Raw genomic sequence first — 17,143 nt, 5'->3', positions numbered from 1 at the left:
GATGATCCACCTGCGCGTATAGCACAGACAAGGGCAAGCCTACTGCGGCAGGTCGGCGGTCGAAGGCCCGGCCCACCGCATGGACGAGGCGCGTGTCGACGTACGACACGCGCCTCGTTGACCACGAACGGCAGGGCTCAGGTGATGTCCCGCTTGGTGGTCAGGAAGGCACCGATCCCGGCGAGGACCAGGGCGTAGATGAGCAGCACTCCGCCGGACTGCCACCACTGGTCGAAGTAGTTCGCGCCGGCGTCCTGCGTGGTCGCCTGTCCGGCGGTCGGGTCACTCGTGACGAGCAGGCCCGAGGTCAGGTTGCCCGGCAGGAACTTGGCTGCGGTGTCCCAGTTCTTCGCGCCGAAGAAGATGTTCAGCGCGATGTGCAGGACGAACGCGACGCCCACAGCCGACATGACGGCGGCCACCTGGTTGCGGACCAGCATCCCGAAGCCGAAGCCGAGCAGCAGCCACAGCGTGAAGGCCAGGATGCACAGCAAGAACGTCTGCTGGACGTCGGAGTCGCCGAGCAGCATCGGTGCGCCCTTGCTCGACAGGATCGGGCTCGCACCGGCGACGCTCGCGACGTCGTGCAGGATCCCGTAGACGATGCCGAGCGGGATCAGCGCGATGATCTTGGAGATGAGCACGGTGGCCCGGTTGGGCGTCGCCAAGAAGGTCGAGCTGATCGTCTTGTGGCGGTACTCGTTGGTGATGAGCATGACGCCGAGCGCCAGCGGGATCAGCGTCGTGAGGTTGAAGTTGATGCCGGCGGAGTAGATCAGCTGCGCGGTGCCCGGCGTCATCGTCTTGAACGGGTTGCCGCTGCCACTGTCGTCGTCGGCGTTGTCCGTGCCGACGAGCGAGGCGAACAGCATCGACAGCAGGGCCGCGATGATGACCATCCCGATCAGCATTCCCCACCACATCCGCGTGGTGAAGATCTTGCGGATCTCAGACTTGATGGCGGCGCCCATTACTGACCCCCTCCCTGCTGTACGTCGAAGCTGGGCGGCGGGGTGCCGTCACCCAGGTTGCGGTTGCGGTTCTCGGGCGCGGAGGTCAGCTCGAAGAACATGTCCTCCAGGTCGGACTTGGACTCGCGCAGCTCATAGATCGGCAGGCCGATCGCGAGTGCGGTGTCACCGATGTGACGTGGGTCGTCACCGGTGACCTCGAGGCTGTCGTTGCCGGTCTGCTGCACTGCGTGCCCGGCGTCGGACAGAGCCCGGGCCAGCCGCGGCGCGTCTGTGGTGCGGACGAGGGACCGGCGGGCGCCGTGCAGCTCGCCGATCGATCCCTGCCGGACCAGCCGGCCGTTGGCGATGATGACGACGTCGTCGACCGTCTGCTCGACCTCGCTGAGCATGTGGCTGGAGATCAGGATCGTCTTGCCCTCGCTGGAGAGGTGACGCAAGAAACCCCGCAGCCAGCGGATGCCCTCCGGGTCGAGGCCGTTGGCGGGCTCGTCGAGGATCAGCACGCGCGGGTCGCCGAGCAGGGCGGCAGCCAGGCCGAGGCGCTGGCGCATACCCAAGGAGTACGCACCGGCGCGTTTCTTGGCAGCGGCCGCGATGCCGACCAGCTCGAGGAGCTCATCGACGCGGGCGTCGGGCACCTTGGAGGCAGCGGCGATCACCCGAAGGTGGTCGCGTCCCGTGCGGCCGGGGTGGAAGTTCGTCGCCTCGAGCGCGGACCCGACAGTCTGCATCGGGTCAGGCAGTGAGGCGTACGGCTGGCCGTTGATGGTCGCGGTGCCCTCGGTGGGACGGATCAGACCGAGCAGCATGCGCAGCGTGGTGGTCTTGCCGGCGCCGTTGGGCCCGAGGAAGCCGGTGACCCGGCCGGGCTCGACGACGAACGAGAGGTTGTCGACGGCGCGGAAGTCGCCGAAGACCTTGGACAGGCCGTTGATCTCGATCCGCGCACCGGGCGCGGGTGGGTGGACAGGGACGGATGCTGCGGTCACTCGGACCCCCTGGTTGTTGACATGGGGCCCATCCCACCACCCTCACGTGCCCGGAGGTCAACTGACATCCGACATCTCTAGGATGTGTCGCACTATGACCGAGTGGCTCCTTGTCCTCGCCGGTGTCCTTCTCACGGCTGGGACCGCGGTCTTTGTTGCCGCCGAGTTCTCGTTCGTGGCCCTCGACCGGCCCACTGTTCAGCGCGCGATCGACGACGGCGACCGCGGGGCTGTGCCCGTTCTGCGCTCCCTGCGTCAGCTGTCCACCCAGCTGTCGGCGTCGCAGGTCGGCATCACGCTGACCACCTTGATCCTCGGTTTTCTGGTCGAGCCCTCGTTGGGGCATCTGCTGGAGACTCCCTTAGGAGGCATCGGCCTCGGGGAGACGGCAGTGAATGCGTCCAGCACCGTGCTCGCGCTGGTGCTGGCCACCATCTTCTCGATGATCTTCGGCGAGCTGCTGCCGCAGTTCCTCGGCATCTCCGCACCCCTGCCGGTCGCCAGGGTGGTCGCCCGGCCGGTGCGCGGCTTCTCGACGGTGACCAAGCCCTTGATCGTGCTGCTCAACGGCTCCGCCAACCGGTTCCTGCGCCTGTTCGGCATCGAGCCGCAGGAAGAGCTGTCCGCCGCGCGCACCCCGCAGGAGCTCTCGTCGATGGTGCGCCGCTCCGCCGAGGCCGGCACCATCGAGGCCGGTACGGCCCGCCTCCTCACCCGCTCGCTCGACTTCGGTGAGCGAACGGCCAGCGACGTGATGAGCCCGCGGGTCCGCTGCGTCTCGGTCAACCGGACGGCCAGCGCCGACGACGTCGTGAGTCTCGCCCGGCGTACCGGGCACTCCCGCTTCCCCGTGCTCGGGGACGGGTGGGACGACGTCCACGGCGTCGTGCACGTCAAGCGGGCGATCGCCGTGCCGCCCGAGCGGCGTACGGACGTGCCGGTGACCGCGCTGATGATCCCGCCGGTCGTGGTGCCCGAGACGATCCGGCTGGACCCGCTCCTGCTGCTGCTGCGCAAGGGCGGCTTCCAGCTCGCGATCGTGATGGACGAGTACTCCGGCACCAGTGGTGTCGTGACGCTCGAGGACGTCATCGAGGAGATCGTCGGCGAGGTCAGCGACGAGCACGACCGGGTGCGCGACCCCAGCCGGATGCTGCCCGACGGGTCGTGGACCGTGTCGGGGCTGTGGAGGCCTGACGAGGTGCGCAACCGGATCGGCGCGCAGATCCCTGACGGCGCGATCTACGAGACGATCGGCGGCTACGTCATGGAGCAGGTCGGCCGCGTCCCGAAGGTCGGCGACGAGGTGCGGGCCGACGGCTGGCTGCTGCGCGTGGTGTCGATGGACAAGCGTCGGGTCGACCGGTTGAGGCTCTCGCAGCTGCCGGTCGAGGGTCCGGTCGAGGGGGAGGGCGCGTGATGGCGCTCTGGTTCTCGGCGGTCCTTCTCCTCGGCAACGCCTTCTTCGTCGGCGCCGAGTTCTCCGTGATGGCTGCACGGCGCTCGCAGATGGAACCCCTTGCTGCGCAAGGCAGTCGGCGCGCCAAGCTGGTGCTGGAGTCCCTGGAAAATCTCGGCTCCCTGCTCGCCTGCGCCCAGCTCGGGATCACCGTGTGCTCGGTGCTGCTGGGTGCGGTTGCCGAGGACGCACTGCACCACCTGCTCGCCGGTCCCTTCCACGACGCGGGTCTTCCCGAGGGCGCCGCCGACGTCGTCGCGCTGCTGATCGCCCTGCTGATCGTGGTCTACCTGCACGTGGTGGTCGGCGAGATGATCCCCAAGAACCTCGCGATCGCCGGGCCGGACCGCGCTGCCCTGGCCCTGGCTCCGATCCTGCTGTGGATGACCAAGGCACTGCGGCCCCTGATCCGGTTGCTCGAAGCGATCGCGAAGTGGCTGGTGCGGCGGTTCGGGATCGAGCCCAAGGATGAGGTCGCCTCCACCTTCTCGGCCGAGGAGGTGCACATGATCATGGAGGAGAGCCACCGCGAGGGCTTGCTCGAGAAGGAGCAGCAGGACCGGACCCGCGCCGCCCTCGAGTTCACCGACCGGGTGGCCGGCGACGTCGCGGTCCCGGTCGAGCGCCTCGTCACGCTCCCGATCGGCGCCTCCCCGGCCGACCTGGAGCAGCTGGTCGCCAAGCGCGGCTTCTCCCGCTACCCGGTCACGGACCGCAGCGGCTCCATCGCCGGCTATCTCCACCTCAAGGACGTGCTCTACGCGACCGACGAGCTGTACGACGACCCGGTGCCTCCCAAGCGGATCCGGCCACTCGCGACCGTGCAGCCCCACATCGAGGTGGAGGACGTGCTGCTGACCATGCAGCGCACCGGCTCGCACCTCGCGCGCGTGGTCGACCCGGACGGGACGATCACCGGTGTGGTGTTCCTCGAAGACCTGCTCGAGGAGCTCGTCGGCGAGGTCGCCGACTCCACCCAGCGCTGAGCGGAGGGGAGGCGCTGCTCGGCTGGCGAACACCCATCCCGTACGTCGGCGCTCAGCGACCATGCTGGGCGCATGTCTCCCCATCTCGACTTCGACGTCAGCGCTGAGGCCCGTGCCGCCACCGAACCCCTCCGGGACGACATCCGCCTCCTCGGCGGGCTGCTCGGGGACGTGGTGCGCGAGCAGGAAGGCGAGCGGGTGTTCGCGATGGTGGAGCAGGCGCGCCGCCGAGCGTTCGCCGTACGACGCGACGAGGTCGACCGCGAAGGCTTCGCCCACCTGTTCCACGACCTGCCGACCGGTGATGCGCTGCAGGTGATCCGCGCGTTCAGCCTGTTCGCGCTGCTGGCCAACCTCGCCGAGGACCTTCACCGCGAGCGCCGACGCGCGCTGCACATCCAGGCCGGTGACCCGCCCCTGGACGGGTCGCTCGCCGCGAGCTTCGCCAAGCTCGCCTCCGCCGGGCTCGAGCCCACCGAGGTGAGGGCCGCACTCACCGACGCCACCGTCGTACCCGTCATCACCGCGCACCCGACCGAGACGCGGCGGCGTACGGTCTTCGACGCGCAGACGCGCATCAAGGAGACGATGCGGCTGCGGGAGCGGATGACGCTGACCGACGCCGAGGAGAGCGACGCGCTGCGCGACATCAAGATCCAGGTGATCACGCTCTGGCAGACGGCGCTGATCCGCCTGCAGCGGGTCAAGATCCAGGACGAGATCGAGGTCGGCCTGCGGTTCTTCGAGGCGTCGCTGTTCGAGGTCATGCCGCAGATCAACGCGCAGGTACGCCGCGAGCTCGCCGAGCTGTATCCCGGCACCGACCTGCTGAGCGAGCCACTGCTCCGAGCGGGTTCGTGGATCGGCGGTGACCGCGACGGCAACCCCAACGTCGACGCCGACGTCGTGGCGACCGCGTCATCGAGGGCCGCCCAGACCGCGCTCACCCACTACGCCGATGAGCTGGCCGAGCTCGAGACGAGCCTGTCGTTGTCCGTACGCATGACTCGGGTCAGCGATGCCCTGCGCGATCTCGCGGCACGCAACTCCGAGGACCTCCGCGATGACGAGCCGTACCGCCAGGCCGTCCGTTGGGTGCGTGTGCGTCTCACATCGACCTACAACAGGTTCTTCGACGACCGGCTCGCCCACGCGGTCGATGCACCGGACGCGGAGGCGTACGAGACGCCTGCGGAGCTGCTCGCTGATCTCGACGTCATCGACACCTCGTTGCGCGGCGACGGCGACGACCTGATCGCCGACGACCGGCTGCTGCGGCTGCGAGAGGCGGTGCGCACGTTCGGGTTCCACCTCTACGGGCTGGACCTGCGGCAGAACTCCGACGTGCACGAGGAGACGATCGCCGAGCTGTTCGCCTGGGCCGGCGTGCATGACGCGTACGCCGACCTCGACGAGGACGCCAAGGTCGCCCTGCTCGTCGGCGAGCTGGGCTCGCGGCGCCCGCTCGTCGGGCGCGGCGCGTCGTTCTCGGAGCAGACGCAGCGCGAGCTCGCGATCACGGCCGCCGCGGCCCGAGCGGTGCAGACGTACGGGCCCGAGTCGGTGCCCAACTACGTGATCAGCATGTGCACCAGCGTGTCCGACATGCTCGAGTGCGCGGTGCTGCTCAAGGAGGCGGGGCTGCTCGATCCCGTGTCCGGCACGTGCCCGGTCAACATCGTGCCGCTCTTCGAGACCATCGAGGATCTCCAGGTGTCGGCCACGACCCTGCGCGCCGCGCTGGGGGTGCCCGCGTACCGCGCGCTGGTCGACAGCAAGGGCAGCCTGCAGGAGGTCATGCTCGGCTACAGCGACTCCAACAAGGACGGCGGCTACCTCGCGGCTAACTGGGCGCTCTACCGCGCTGAGCTCGACCTGGTCGACGTGGCGCGCGAGGGTGACATCCGGCTGCGGCTGTTCCACGGTCGTGGCGGCACGGTCGGCCGAGGTGGCGGCCCGAGCTATGAGGCGATCCTGGCGCAGCCGCGCGGCGCCGTCCGAGGGTCGCTGCGTCTCACCGAGCAGGGCGAGATCATCGCGGCCAAGTACGCCGAGCCGCGCCTGGCCGTTCGCAACCTCGAGGCCCTCGTGTCAGCCACGCTCGAGGCGTCGCTGCTCGACACCGAGCGTCTCGGCGAGGAGACGAAGGCGGCGTACGAGCACCTCGACGAGCTGGCCGGACTGGCGCGTGAGGCGTACGCCGATCTCGTGCACCGCACGCCGGGCTTCGTCGAGTACTTCAAGTCATCGACACCGGTCGCCGAGATCGGCGCGCTCAACATTGGCTCCCGGCCGGCGTCCCGCAAGCCGACGGAGCAGATCTCCGACCTGCGCGCGATCCCCTGGGTGATGAGCTGGTCCTTGTCGCGGGTCATGCTGCCCGGCTGGTACGGCACCGGCTCGGCGCTGGAGCAGTGGGTCGGTGGCGATGATGAGCGGCTCGCACTGCTGCGCGGCTACTACGAGCGGTGGCCGTTCTTCCAGACTGTGATGTCCAACCTCGCGCAGGTGATCGCGAAGTCGGATCTCGGTATCGCAGAACGGTATTCACGGCTCGTCGAGGACGAGGCGTTACGTGAGCGGGTATTCGGCAAACTCGTCGATGAGCACGAACGGACCGTCCGGATGTTCGGACGGATTACCGGGCATGAGGACCTGCTGTGGGACAACGCGGGCCTCAAGCGATCGGTGTTCAACCGGTTCCCCTACCTCGAGCCGCTCAACCACCTGCAGCTCGAGCTGCTGCACCGCTACCGCGCGGGTGATGAGAGCGAGCAGCTACGCCGCGGGATCCTGCTGACGATGAACGGCCTCGCGACCGCATTGCGTAACTCAGGCTGAGTCTTCATCGACTACCCCGCCGAAATGTGCACTACCCCCGGTGACGTGACGAGTCATTCCACCCGGGGCAGTGTCAAGGACGGCGGGATAGTCGATGACCGATCCAGGCGGCGTACGGCGCTTACGGATTCTTCGACCTGGGTCGCGACGTCGACCAGGTCGGCTTCGGGGGTGCGCTCGTCGAACGTGAGGCGGATCGCGGTCTGCGCGAGCGGGCCGTCATAGCCCATCGCGAGCAGCACCGGCGACGGCTCGTCCGACCCTGCGGCGCAGGCGGACCCGCTGGAGCACATTGACCCGCGCTCTTGCAGCTGCAGAAGCACCGACTCGCCGCTCACCCCGTCGAACACGAACGATGCGTGTCCCGGCAGACGCTCGGTCCGGTGTCCGGTCAACGACGCCCCCTCGACCTGCCCGAGCACCTGGTCGATCAACGCGTCCCGACGGTGAGTCACCTCAACCGCCGCTGCGAGGTCGACGAGGTCCAGCGCAGTGGCAAAGCCCACCGCAGATGCGACGTCCGTCGTGCCCGAACGAAGTCCGCGCTCCTGACCTCCGCCGTGCAGGAGCGGCTCGATCGGCGTACGCCGCCGAACGTAAAGCACACCAACGCCTTTGGGCGCACCGATCTTGTGGCCGGACAGGCTCATCGCCTGCACGCCGAGCCGGTCGACGTCGAGGTCGAGCCAGCCGGCTGCCTGCACCGCGTCGGTGTGCAGAGGTACGCCGGCCGCCCGAGTCACGGCCGCCAGCTCGGCGATCGGCTGGATCGTGCCGACCTCGTTGTTGGCGTACTGCACGCTGACCAGGGTGGTGTCGGACCGCAGAGCTGCCTGCAACGACTCGACCGAGACGAGACCGTCGTGGTCGACGGGAAGGTGCGTGACGTCGTACCCGAGACGTTCGAGGAAGGCTGCCGACTCCAGGACAGCCGGGTGCTCGATCGCCGAGATGATCACGTGCCGGCCGCGCGGCACTGCCAGCGCGATGCCCTTGACCGCCGTGTTGTCCGACTCCGTGCCGCCAGAGGTGAAGATGATCTCGCTCGCCCGCGCACCCAATCGAGCGGCCACCCGCTTGCGCGCGTCCTCCAGGGCGCGATGCGCCGACTGACCGAGCTCGTGCTGGCTGGCAGCATTGCCGAAATCGCTTGTCAGATAAGGGAGTACGGCTTCGACCACCTCGCGACGAGGCGGTGACGTCGCAGCGTGGTCAAAGTAGGTCAAGGTAGGTCACGACACCTTCACGTCCAGGCCGAGATCGAGGGCGCGCACGGAGTGGGTGAGCGCGCCGACCGAGATCACGTCGACGCCGGTGCGGGCGATGTCGCCGATCGTCTCCAGCGTGACGCCGCCACTGGCCTCGACGATGGCCCGACCCGCGACCTGCGCGACGCCCGCGCGCAGCTCGTCGACCGAGAAGTTGTCGAGCAAGATCGTGTTGACGCCTCCGGCGAGGACGGGCTCGATCTGCTCCATCCGATCGACCTCGACCTCGATGTGAGTCGTATGGGGGAGCGCGGCCCGGGCGTCCTGGATCGCCCGAGTGATGTCGGGCACCAGAGCGACGTGGTTGTCCTTGGCCATCACCGCATCGGACAACGAGAACCGGTGGTTGTGACCACCACCGCAACGCACGGCGTGGCGCTCCAGGGCGCGCAGCCCAGGTGTGGTCTTCCGAGTGTCGACGACCCGCGCCCGAGTGCCCTCGACCGCGGCGACGTAGGCGGCCGTCTGCGTCGCGATGGCCGACATCCGTTGCACGAGGTTGAGCGCAATGCGTTCGCAGCGCAGCACCGCCCGCGCAGGACCGGTCACCCGGGCGAGCACGTCCTTGGCCTCGAAGCGCTCGCCGTCCGCGATCAGCAGGTCCACCACGACGCGCGGGTCGTACGCCGTCATCGCGACCTCGAAGACCTCCGTGCCGGCGAAGACACCTGGCTCACGGGCGACGAGATCCGCTGTCGCAGAAGCACTCTCGGGGATGAAGGTCTCCGAGGTCAGGTCGCCCGAAGGCGCGTCCTCATCAAGGGCGAGCTGGACGACGCGTTCGATCTGTCGACGCTCAAGCATGCTGTGCCACCTTCATCGATGAGTGGAGGGCAGGGTCAACGGACTCGGGAAGGTCGCTGCGATAGTGCCCACCCCGGGACTCGCGACGGGCGAGAGCGCCGGTCACGAGTGCTCGTGCGAGCAGCAGGAGGTTGGCGTCCTCGGCGGACTTCGCGTCCGTGACCTCGGGTGTGCGCCACGAGCGGAGGGTCTGTGCAGCGGCGCGCAGCCCCTGCTCGTCGCGGACCAGACCGGCGGCATCCCACATCAGGTGCTGCAGCTCGTCCCGGGTAAAGGACGTGGCATCGGGCAGGTCGCGCAGGTCGGTCTCGATGGGCTCCGACCACGTCGGGTCGGGTGCGTCGGCCGGCTGCTGCTGCTCGATGGCCTGGACACATCGGATGCCGTAGACCGCGCCCTCGAGCAAGGAGTTGGAAGCCAGCCGGTTGGCGCCGTGCAGGCCGTTGCACGCAGCCTCGCCGACGGCGTACAGGCCGGACAGGCTGGTGCGTCCCCAGGAGTCGGTACGGACCCCGCCCATGTAGTAGTGGGCCGCCGGTGTGACCGGAATGGGAGTGGTGTCCCACTCGAATCCCCTTGCGCGACAGGCAGCGTCGATGGTCGGGAAGCGCTTCGCGAGGAAGGCAGCGCCCTTGGCCGTGGCGTCCAGCCGCACAGGCGTGCCGGGCTGCTTGGCCATCTGAGCGGCGATGCCACGGGCCACGACATCGCGAGGCGCGAGCTCGGCGTCCGGGTGGACCTCGGTCATGAAGCGGTTGCCATCGGCGTCGATCAGGACGGCGCCCTCGCCGCGGACCGCCTCGGAGATGAGGAAGGAGTCCGGGGTGTCGAGCGAGGTCGGATGGAACTGGTAGAGCTCGAGATCCGAGGCCACGGCGCCGGCGCGAAGGGCAAGAGCCACGCCGTCTCCGGTGGCGACATCGGGGTTGGTCGTGAACGGGTACAGCTGTCCCGCGCCACCGGTCGCGAGGACGACGGCATCGGCGGACAGATCCTCGCCGCCGAGGAGCCGAACCCCGGTGACGGCGTCGCCGGTGCGTACGAGCTCGGTCACGGTGGTGTTGGTGAGGACTCGTACGCCGCTGTCGCGTAGCCGGTCGATGAGGGCGTACGCGATCGCGGCCCCGGTGGCGTCCCCGCCGGCGTGCAGGATCCGAGCGTGCGCGTGCGCGGCCTCGAGCCCGTGCGCGAGACCGCCCGTCTGGTCGCGGTCGAACTCGACACCGCGATCGATGAGGCGCTGCACGGCCTCCGGCCCGCCGGCGCACAGCACCGTTGCGGTGTCGATGTCACTGAGGCCGGCGCCGGCGGTCAGCGTGTCCTGCACGTGGCTCTCGACGCTGTCGTCCGGCGTGGAGACGACGGCGACGCCGCCCTGGGCGTAGCGGGTGTTGCTCTCGTCCAGGTCCGCCTTGGTGATCAGCGTGACGTCGTGCCCGGGCGCAGCCTCAAGGGCGGCTGTCATACCGGCAACACCGCTGCCAATGATGATGATTGAGCTCACGGTGACTCCTCAGGAGGGCTTCGCGGCGAGCATGCGCTCGAGCGCGACCTTGGCGTGGGTGGCGACGTCGTCGGCGACGACGATCTCGTTGCGGACCTCACCCTCGACGAGGCCGTCGAGGGTCCAGGCGAGGTAGCCCGGGTGGATGCGGTACATCGTCGAGCAGGGGCAGATCACTGGGTCGAGACAGAAGATCGTCATCTCGGGGTGCTCGGCCTGCAACCGGTTGACCATGTTGATCTCGGTGCCGATCGCGAAGACATCGCCAGCCTTGCCGCCGTCGATCGCCTTGCGGATGTAGTCGGTCGAGCCGGCCTCGTCGGCGGCGTCGACGACCGGCATCGGGCACTCGGGATGGACGATGACTCGCACCCCGGGATAGTCCGCTCGCGCCTGCGCCACCTGGTCGACCGTGAAGCGCTTGTGCACTGAGCAGAAGCCGTGCCACAGAATGACTTTCGCGCTCAGCAGGTCGTCCTCGGTGTTGCCGCCGAGAGGCTTACGCGGGTTCCACATCGGCATGTCGTCGGTGCTGATGCCCATCGCCTTGGCGGTGTTGCGGCCCAGGTGTTGGTCGGGGAAGAACAGCACCCGCTGGCCGCGCTCGAACGCCCACTCCAGCACGGTCGAGGCGTTGGACGACGTGCAGACGATGCCGCCGTGCTTGCCGCAGAACGCCTTCAACGCGGCCGAGGAGTTCATGTAGGTCACCGGGATGACGGCTTGCCGACCGTCGGCCGCGGGCTCGTCACCGTAGACCTCCATCAGGTCTTCCCACGCGGCCTCGACCGAGTCCTCGTCGGCCATGTCGGCCATCGAGCAGCCGGCCGCGAGGTTGGGCAGGATCACGCGCTGCTCCGGCCGAGCCAGGATGTCGGCGGTCTCGGCCATGAAGTGCACACCGCAGAAGACGATCGTCTCGGCGTCCGGCTTGGTGAGCGCCGCATTGGCGAGCTGGAAGGAGTCACCCACGAAGTCGGCGTACTGGACGACCTCGTCGCGCTGGTAGAAGTGCCCGAGGATGACGAGCTTGTCGCCAAGAGCCTTCTTGGCGTTGCGGATTCGCTCGTGCAGCTCGCTCTCGTCCATGCGCTGGTACGCCGTCGGCAGCTGGCCGGGTCGCGTCACCGGCTCGGGGATGGCGTCGTCCTCGGAGGCGCCGGGGCCGTAGCCCGGCGCGAGGTCGAACTCCCACGGACCCTTGGCCAGCTCGGTGTCACAGCTGCTGCCGGGACGCGTGGTGATGGCGACATTGACGGATGTCATGCCTGCTCCTTCGAAGGCGTCAGCGGGCCGTGGTCGGCCAGCTGTACTGCGGTGTTGTAGCGGTAGAGGCGAGGTGGTCGGTGACTGGTGCCGGTGAGCCGGCGGCCGGTGTCCTCGATGGCGTCCGAGGCCAGGATCTGGCGCCGGAAGTTGGCCGGGTCGAGAGCGGACCCGCGGACGGCCTCGTGCACCTGGCGCAGCTGGGCGAGCGTGAACGTCTCGCCGAGGAATCCGTGCGCGATGCGGGAGTACTCCATCTTGTTGCGCAGCCGCCACACGGCGTAGTCGACGATCGTGCGGTGGTCGAAGGCCAGCTCGGGCAGGTCGTCGACGGCGAACCACTCGACGTTGTCGCTGTCGATGGCCTGGGCCACCTCATCAGCGTGGACGAGCGCCCAGTAGACGATCGAGACGACGCGGCCGGTCTCCACGGCCGAGCGGTCGAGACCGCCGAACGCGTAGAGCTGCTCGAGATAGCGAGGGGTGAGCCCCGTCGTACGGACGAGGGTGGCGCGCGCGGACGACTCCAGGTCCCGGTCGGGGGAGAGGAGCCCGCCGGGGAGAGCCCAGCGACCTTCGTACGGCTCACGGATGCGGCGGACGAGGGGGAGCCGCAGCGTCATCAGGTCGCGGTGCGGCTCGGGGCGCAGCGCGAAGATCACGGTGGACACCGCCAGATCGATGCGTTCCATGCCACCTCCTCCTTAAGGTTGAGATGACTCTAACACCCCTTTGAGTCACGTCAACCCGAAGTGCCGAGACCGGGGTAGTCGAGGGCATGGCAGAGCCCGGCCGCAGGAGGGTGCGGCCGGGCTCTGAGTGCGTGGGGTCAGCTGGCCGGCTTGGTCAGCAGGCAGCCTTCCTTGGTGAGGTCGAGGGTGTTGTCGTCGGCCACGCAGGTGGTGAACCAGTAGGTCTCCTGGCCGTAGTTCTGGCCCTTGGTCGCGCTGGTCGTGCCGTCCTCGTTGACCTCGCACGGGTTGTTCTCCGTGCACATCTCGCCGTCGTCGTTGCCCGTATTGTTGACGCCGACGATCTCCAGCGAGCTGTCGTCGATGATCGGCGAGCCCGAGGTGCCGTGGATCGTCTGGCAGCCGTCGTCGGGGAAGGTGTAGCGGATCGAGTCCTTCCACTCCCAGTCGCCCTCGCGCAGTGTCCCGACGAAGCCGTTGACCGAGCAGGTGTAGGTCTTGTTCCAGTACGCCGACGGGATCGAGATCTTGCTCTTGTCGGCGGGCTTGCTGTCGGAGATCGTGAGCGCGGTGCTGTTGGCGCTGCTCTTGATGTCGGCGTAGGTGTCGGTGAGGCGGTAGAGCGAGGTGTCGGTGCCCGTCATCGTCGCGTAGAGGAGACGGTCGGCCTGGACCGAGGCGACCTCGTTGCCAGAGGCGTCCAGGAGGCTGCCGTCACGCGAGCTCGGCTGGTCGACGATGACCTCACCGGCGGCGGGGAATCCACCCTCGTAGCAGTGACCGTTGGTCAGCATCATCGCCTGGTCGGTGTCCTTGGAGGTGGGGAAGCGCACCAGGCTGGCGGAGCAGTTGTCGAGCTTGATCGTCGAGGCGAGATCCGCTGCCTTCAGGCGATCCACGGTGTTCGGCTTGGCCGCGGGACTGTCGTCCGCTCCGGCGGTGGCGACAGGACCGGCAAGACTCGCCAATCCAAGTGCGGCTGCGGCGGCGAGACGGGCGGCGGAACGGCGGGAAGGCACGGTGGGTCTCCTGGTTTCGCGGATCGGGGATGGCTTCACCGTCTCGATCCGTGGACAACCGGGTCAACGCATCTTGCCAAGCCTTGGCCAACATCATGGGTACGCCTGATGTCCCCTTGGGGTCGCGCTGGCCGTCAGCGTCTGGCCTTTACTGCTTGATGCCCGTGTTGGCGACGCCCTCGACGATCCGTCGCTGGAAGAGCATGAAGACCACGAACAACGGGAGAGCGCCGAGCACAGCGGTGGCCATGAGCTGGGCGTACATGATGCCGAATCCGCCTTGCACCGTTGCCATTCCGACCGGGATCGTCATCTGGTTGACGTTGCTCATCACCAGCAGTGGCCACAGGAAGTTGTTCCAGCTGGTCACGAAAGTGAAGATCGCGACGGCGGAGATCGCTGGGCGGCACAGTGGCACGCAGACGCGCCAGTAGATCGTCCACCAGGAAGCGCCGTCCATGCGCGCCGCCTCGACGAGATCGCGCGGCAGGCCCGAGAAGAACGACTCGAAGATGAACACCGCAATGGGTGCCGCGGCGGCAGGGATCGCCATCGCCCAGTAGGTGTTGAGCAGATGCATGCCCTGGATCATCTGGTAGAGCGGGAGCACCAGGATCTGACCGGGCAGCAGCAGGCCCGCGAGGACGAGACCGAAGACCGCGCCGCGGCCGCTGAACCGAGTCTGAGACAGCGCGAACCCGAGCATCGAGGTCACCAGCAGGGTGATGACGACCGTGAGCGCCGCGATGATCAGGCTGTTGAGGTACCAGGTCATGATCGGCGTGTTGTCGATGACCTTGGAGTAGGCGTCGAAGGAGAAGTGTGAGCTCCACCAGCTGGTCGGGTTGGCCGCGATCTCACCCTCGGGCTTGAGCGACGTCGTGACCGCGAACAGCAGCGGCACCACCCAGATGAGGGCGAACACGAGGAGCGTCAGGAGCGAGAAGGTCTTGAACGCTCGCGAGCGTCCGTTGTAGTCCAGTGCGTTGCTGCTGGCCGTTGTCATGCCCGAACTCCTTTGCGGGAGTAGCGCTGCAGCGCGTACCAGATGATCGAGACGATGAGGACGACGGCGAAGTAGACCATCGTGGCCGCCGCGGCGTACCCGGCTCGGTAGTCGGAGAACCCGACGTCGTAGATGAACTCCATGACCGGTCTGGTCGACGTGCCGGGACCGCCCCCTGTCATCAGATACATCTGATTGAAGATCTGCAGGCTGGCCAGGATCTGCAGCATCGTGACGAGCACGATCGTGGGCCGCAGCAGCGGAAGCGTGACCGACCACATCGTCCGCAGGGGAGAGGCGCCGTCGATGGCGGCCGCCTCGTAGACGTCGCGCGACACGTCCTGCAGCCCAGCCAGGAACAGCACGAAGTTGAAGCCGACGGTCCACCAGATCGTCAGCACCGCAACGGAGATGAACGCCCACTTCGTCTCGCCGAGAAGGTTGGGCGAGGTGATCCCGAGCTTGTCGAGCCAGTGCGGCACGAGCCCGATCTCCGAGGCGTACAGCCAGGTGAAGATCAGCGTCACCGAGGTGGCCGGCATGACGAACGGGGCGAAGAAGATGAACCGGAAGAAGGACCGGCCGCGCACCACGCGCTCGGTCAGGATGGCCAGCACGAACGCGATCACGACCAGCGGCGGGACCGTGAGGACCGTGAACCACAGGGTGTGGCCCATCGAGGCCCAGAAGTCGCTGCTGCCGAAGATGTCTCGGTAGTTCTGGAGCCCGACGTACTCGCCGAGGCCGGGTCGCACGGAGGTGGAGTTGAAGAAGCTCATCACCACGCCGTAGAGCGCCGGCCCGATGAGGAACAGCAGGTAGAGCACAAGGAACGGTGCGCTGAACCACCAGCCGGCCCGGTGCTCGTCGCGACCGGCGCGGATCTTCTTGGTCGGTCGGGCCTGCGCCACCATGCCGGCCGGGTCGTCGATGACTGTCGTTGCCATGGCTGTGCCTTCCGTCAGCTCACCGGCGGCTTGGCGCTGGTGTAAGGAGTCAGACCAGACCGGATGGCCCGCACCGCGGCTGCGGGCGTGGTCGTCACCGACTGGCTGCTGGCCACAGCGGCGCCGACGACGTTCTCGAACTGACTCCCGGCGCCGGAGTACCAGCCGGGTGGGTCGTACTCGGCGCTCAAGGCGGCGGCGGCGTACGACGACTGAGGCTTGAGGTTGCGAAAGCTCGCGCTCTGCTGGACCGGGAGGTAGGCGGGGATGTGCCCGCCCTGCGCCCAGGTGAGGCTGCTCTGCAGCAGCGACTTGATGAATCCCAAGGCGAGAGAACGCTTCTCGTGACTCATCGCGCTGTTCTTGGGAATCACGAGGGCGTGGCTGTCGGCGAACGCCACCTGCTTGGGACCGAACACCTTGGGCACCGGGACGATGCTGAACTTCAGCGGCGTGGCTTTGTAGGTCGGCATCGCCCACTCTCCGTCGAGCAGGAAGCCCGCCTTGCCGCTGCTGAACAATGAGGTGACACCAGGTCCGTCGATGCTCTTGGGCATCAGGCCGCTCTTAGTCAGGCTCTGCATGAAGGACAGGGCCTGAGCGGCCTTGTCGTCGTCGAGTGTCAGGGTGGCACCGGAATCGCCGATGACGGTGCCGCCGAGCTGGTAGTACAGGGTCGCGAACCAGCGCCAGTTGGTCGACGGGTCATTGGTGACGGCGATGACGGCGCCGTAGCTGCCGGTGACCTTCTGCGCCGCCCGAAATGCCGCGGTCAGCTCTGTGGGCCCCTCGATGGGCTTGAGCTGGCCGCTCGCGTCGAGCAGGCCGGCCCTCCGGCAGATGTCGAGGTTGTAGTACATGACGAACGGGTGCGTATCGAGAGGCACCGCGTAGAGCTTGTCGTCGTAGGTCGCCTTCGTGAGCGCGGCCGGCGTGAAGTCCGACGCCGGCATCCCCTCGCTGGTCATCTCCTGGGCCGGGAGGTCCGACAGGAGGTCGGCCTGAGCCAGCGTCTGCAGCCGGGAGAGGTGCACGACGGCCACGTCGGGCGGCTGGTGACCGGCCGTCGCGAGGGCGAGCTTGGTGTAGTACGGCGTGCCCCAGGCGAGGATCGAGGGGCTGAGGGAGACGTTGCGGTGGGACCTGCTGTACGCCTTCTGCATCAGCTTCATGTTGTCGCCGTCACCGCCGGTGAACAGGCTCCAGTACGTCAGTCGATCGGCTGGGGGAGCGGCGCCGACGAGCCCCGTCGCGACGGGGGATCCGCAGCCGGTGAGCGTCGCGGCGGCCAGTCCGCCAAGACCGCCTGCGAGCACCACCCGGCGGCTGAGACGGGCGTGGCGCGGCTGTGGTTGGCCGGCTGGGGCGACAGCGTCCATGGCACCTCC

The 17,143-nt window shown here is 68.0% G+C and carries 14 protein-coding genes; 3 read left to right on the top strand and 11 right to left on the bottom strand.

Annotated features, from left to right (window positions below; genetic code table 11):
• Window positions 1-137 precede the first annotated feature (137 nt).
• Both VV02_RS19675 and VV02_RS19670 read right to left on the bottom strand, forming a co-directional pair.
• Window positions 138-971 carry an ABC-2 transporter permease gene (locus VV02_RS19675; protein WP_052594300.1) on the bottom strand — a complete coding sequence of 278 codons (834 nt, stop codon included), beginning with the start codon at window positions 969-971 and terminating at the stop codon, window positions 138-140.
• Window positions 971-1,963, bottom strand: a complete 993-nt coding sequence (locus VV02_RS19670; protein WP_052594298.1) for an ABC transporter ATP-binding protein — start codon at window positions 1,961-1,963, stop codon at window positions 971-973. The genes VV02_RS19675 and VV02_RS19670 overlap by 1 nt, the downstream gene beginning before the upstream one ends.
• A gap of 94 nt (window positions 1,964-2,057) precedes the next feature.
• Between VV02_RS19670 and VV02_RS19665 the strand changes: the two genes are divergently transcribed.
• The 3 genes from VV02_RS19665 (at window position 2,058) to ppc (ending at window position 7,249) form a co-directional block, all read left to right on the top strand.
• Complete coding sequence (locus VV02_RS19665) at window positions 2,058-3,383, top strand: hemolysin family protein (RefSeq protein ID WP_052594296.1); 1,326 nt, start codon at window positions 2,058-2,060, stop codon at window positions 3,381-3,383.
• Entirely contained in the window at window positions 3,383-4,408 is a 1,026-nt protein-coding gene (locus VV02_RS19660) for a hemolysin family protein (protein ID WP_052594294.1), read from the top strand. The genes VV02_RS19665 and VV02_RS19660 overlap by 1 nt, the downstream gene beginning before the upstream one ends.
• A gap of 72 nt (window positions 4,409-4,480) precedes the next feature.
• Window positions 4,481-7,249, top strand: a complete 2,769-nt coding sequence (gene ppc / locus VV02_RS19655) for a phosphoenolpyruvate carboxylase (RefSeq protein WP_052594292.1) — start codon at window positions 4,481-4,483, stop codon at window positions 7,247-7,249.
• 53 nt (window positions 7,250-7,302) lie between these two features.
• Here the strand turns inward: ppc and VV02_RS19650 are convergent, their stop codons facing one another.
• From VV02_RS19650 to VV02_RS19610, 9 genes are all read right to left on the bottom strand, one after another.
• Complete coding sequence (locus VV02_RS19650; RefSeq protein WP_052594290.1) at window positions 7,303-8,475, bottom strand: cysteine desulfurase family protein; 1,173 nt, start codon at window positions 8,473-8,475, stop codon at window positions 7,303-7,305.
• 6 nt (window positions 8,476-8,481) lie between these two features.
• Window positions 8,482-9,321, bottom strand: a complete 840-nt coding sequence (gene nadC / locus VV02_RS19645; RefSeq protein WP_052594288.1) for a carboxylating nicotinate-nucleotide diphosphorylase — start codon at window positions 9,319-9,321, stop codon at window positions 8,482-8,484.
• Window positions 9,314-10,825 (bottom strand): L-aspartate oxidase, encoded by a 1,512-nt coding sequence (gene nadB, locus VV02_RS19640; protein WP_052594286.1) that lies wholly within the window; start codon window positions 10,823-10,825, stop codon window positions 9,314-9,316. Before nadB ends, nadC begins: the two co-directional genes overlap by 8 nt.
• 9 nt (window positions 10,826-10,834) lie before the next feature.
• On the bottom strand, window positions 10,835-12,091 hold the full coding sequence (gene nadA / locus VV02_RS19635) for a quinolinate synthase NadA (protein WP_052594284.1): 1,257 nt from the start codon (window positions 12,089-12,091) through the stop codon (window positions 10,835-10,837).
• Complete coding sequence (locus tag VV02_RS19630; RefSeq protein ID WP_052594282.1) at window positions 12,088-12,783, bottom strand: NUDIX hydrolase; 696 nt, start codon at window positions 12,781-12,783, stop codon at window positions 12,088-12,090. The genes nadA and VV02_RS19630 overlap by 4 nt, the downstream gene beginning before the upstream one ends.
• A 137-nt stretch (window positions 12,784-12,920) precedes the next feature.
• Window positions 12,921-13,802 (bottom strand): trypsin-like peptidase domain-containing protein, encoded by an 882-nt coding sequence (locus tag VV02_RS19625; RefSeq protein ID WP_083450303.1) that lies wholly within the window; start codon window positions 13,800-13,802, stop codon window positions 12,921-12,923.
• 148 nt (window positions 13,803-13,950) lie between these two features.
• Window positions 13,951-14,808 carry a carbohydrate ABC transporter permease gene (locus VV02_RS19620; protein WP_052594281.1) on the bottom strand — a complete coding sequence of 286 codons (858 nt, stop codon included), beginning with the start codon at window positions 14,806-14,808 and terminating at the stop codon, window positions 13,951-13,953.
• Entirely contained in the window at window positions 14,805-15,755 is a 951-nt protein-coding gene (locus tag VV02_RS19615; RefSeq protein ID WP_052594279.1) for a carbohydrate ABC transporter permease, read from the bottom strand. Before VV02_RS19615 ends, VV02_RS19620 begins: the two co-directional genes overlap by 4 nt.
• A gap of 14 nt (window positions 15,756-15,769) precedes the next feature.
• Window positions 15,770-17,134, bottom strand: coding sequence for an extracellular solute-binding protein (locus VV02_RS19610; RefSeq protein ID WP_052594277.1), 1,365 nt, complete (start codon window positions 17,132-17,134; stop codon window positions 15,770-15,772).
• Window positions 17,135-17,143 lie beyond the last annotated feature (9 nt).

Source organism: Luteipulveratus mongoliensis (assembly GCF_001190945.1).
GTDB classification, from domain to species: domain Bacteria; phylum Actinomycetota; class Actinomycetes; order Actinomycetales; family Dermatophilaceae; genus Luteipulveratus; species Luteipulveratus mongoliensis.
This window is presented reverse-complemented; position numbering and strand designations above follow the sequence as displayed.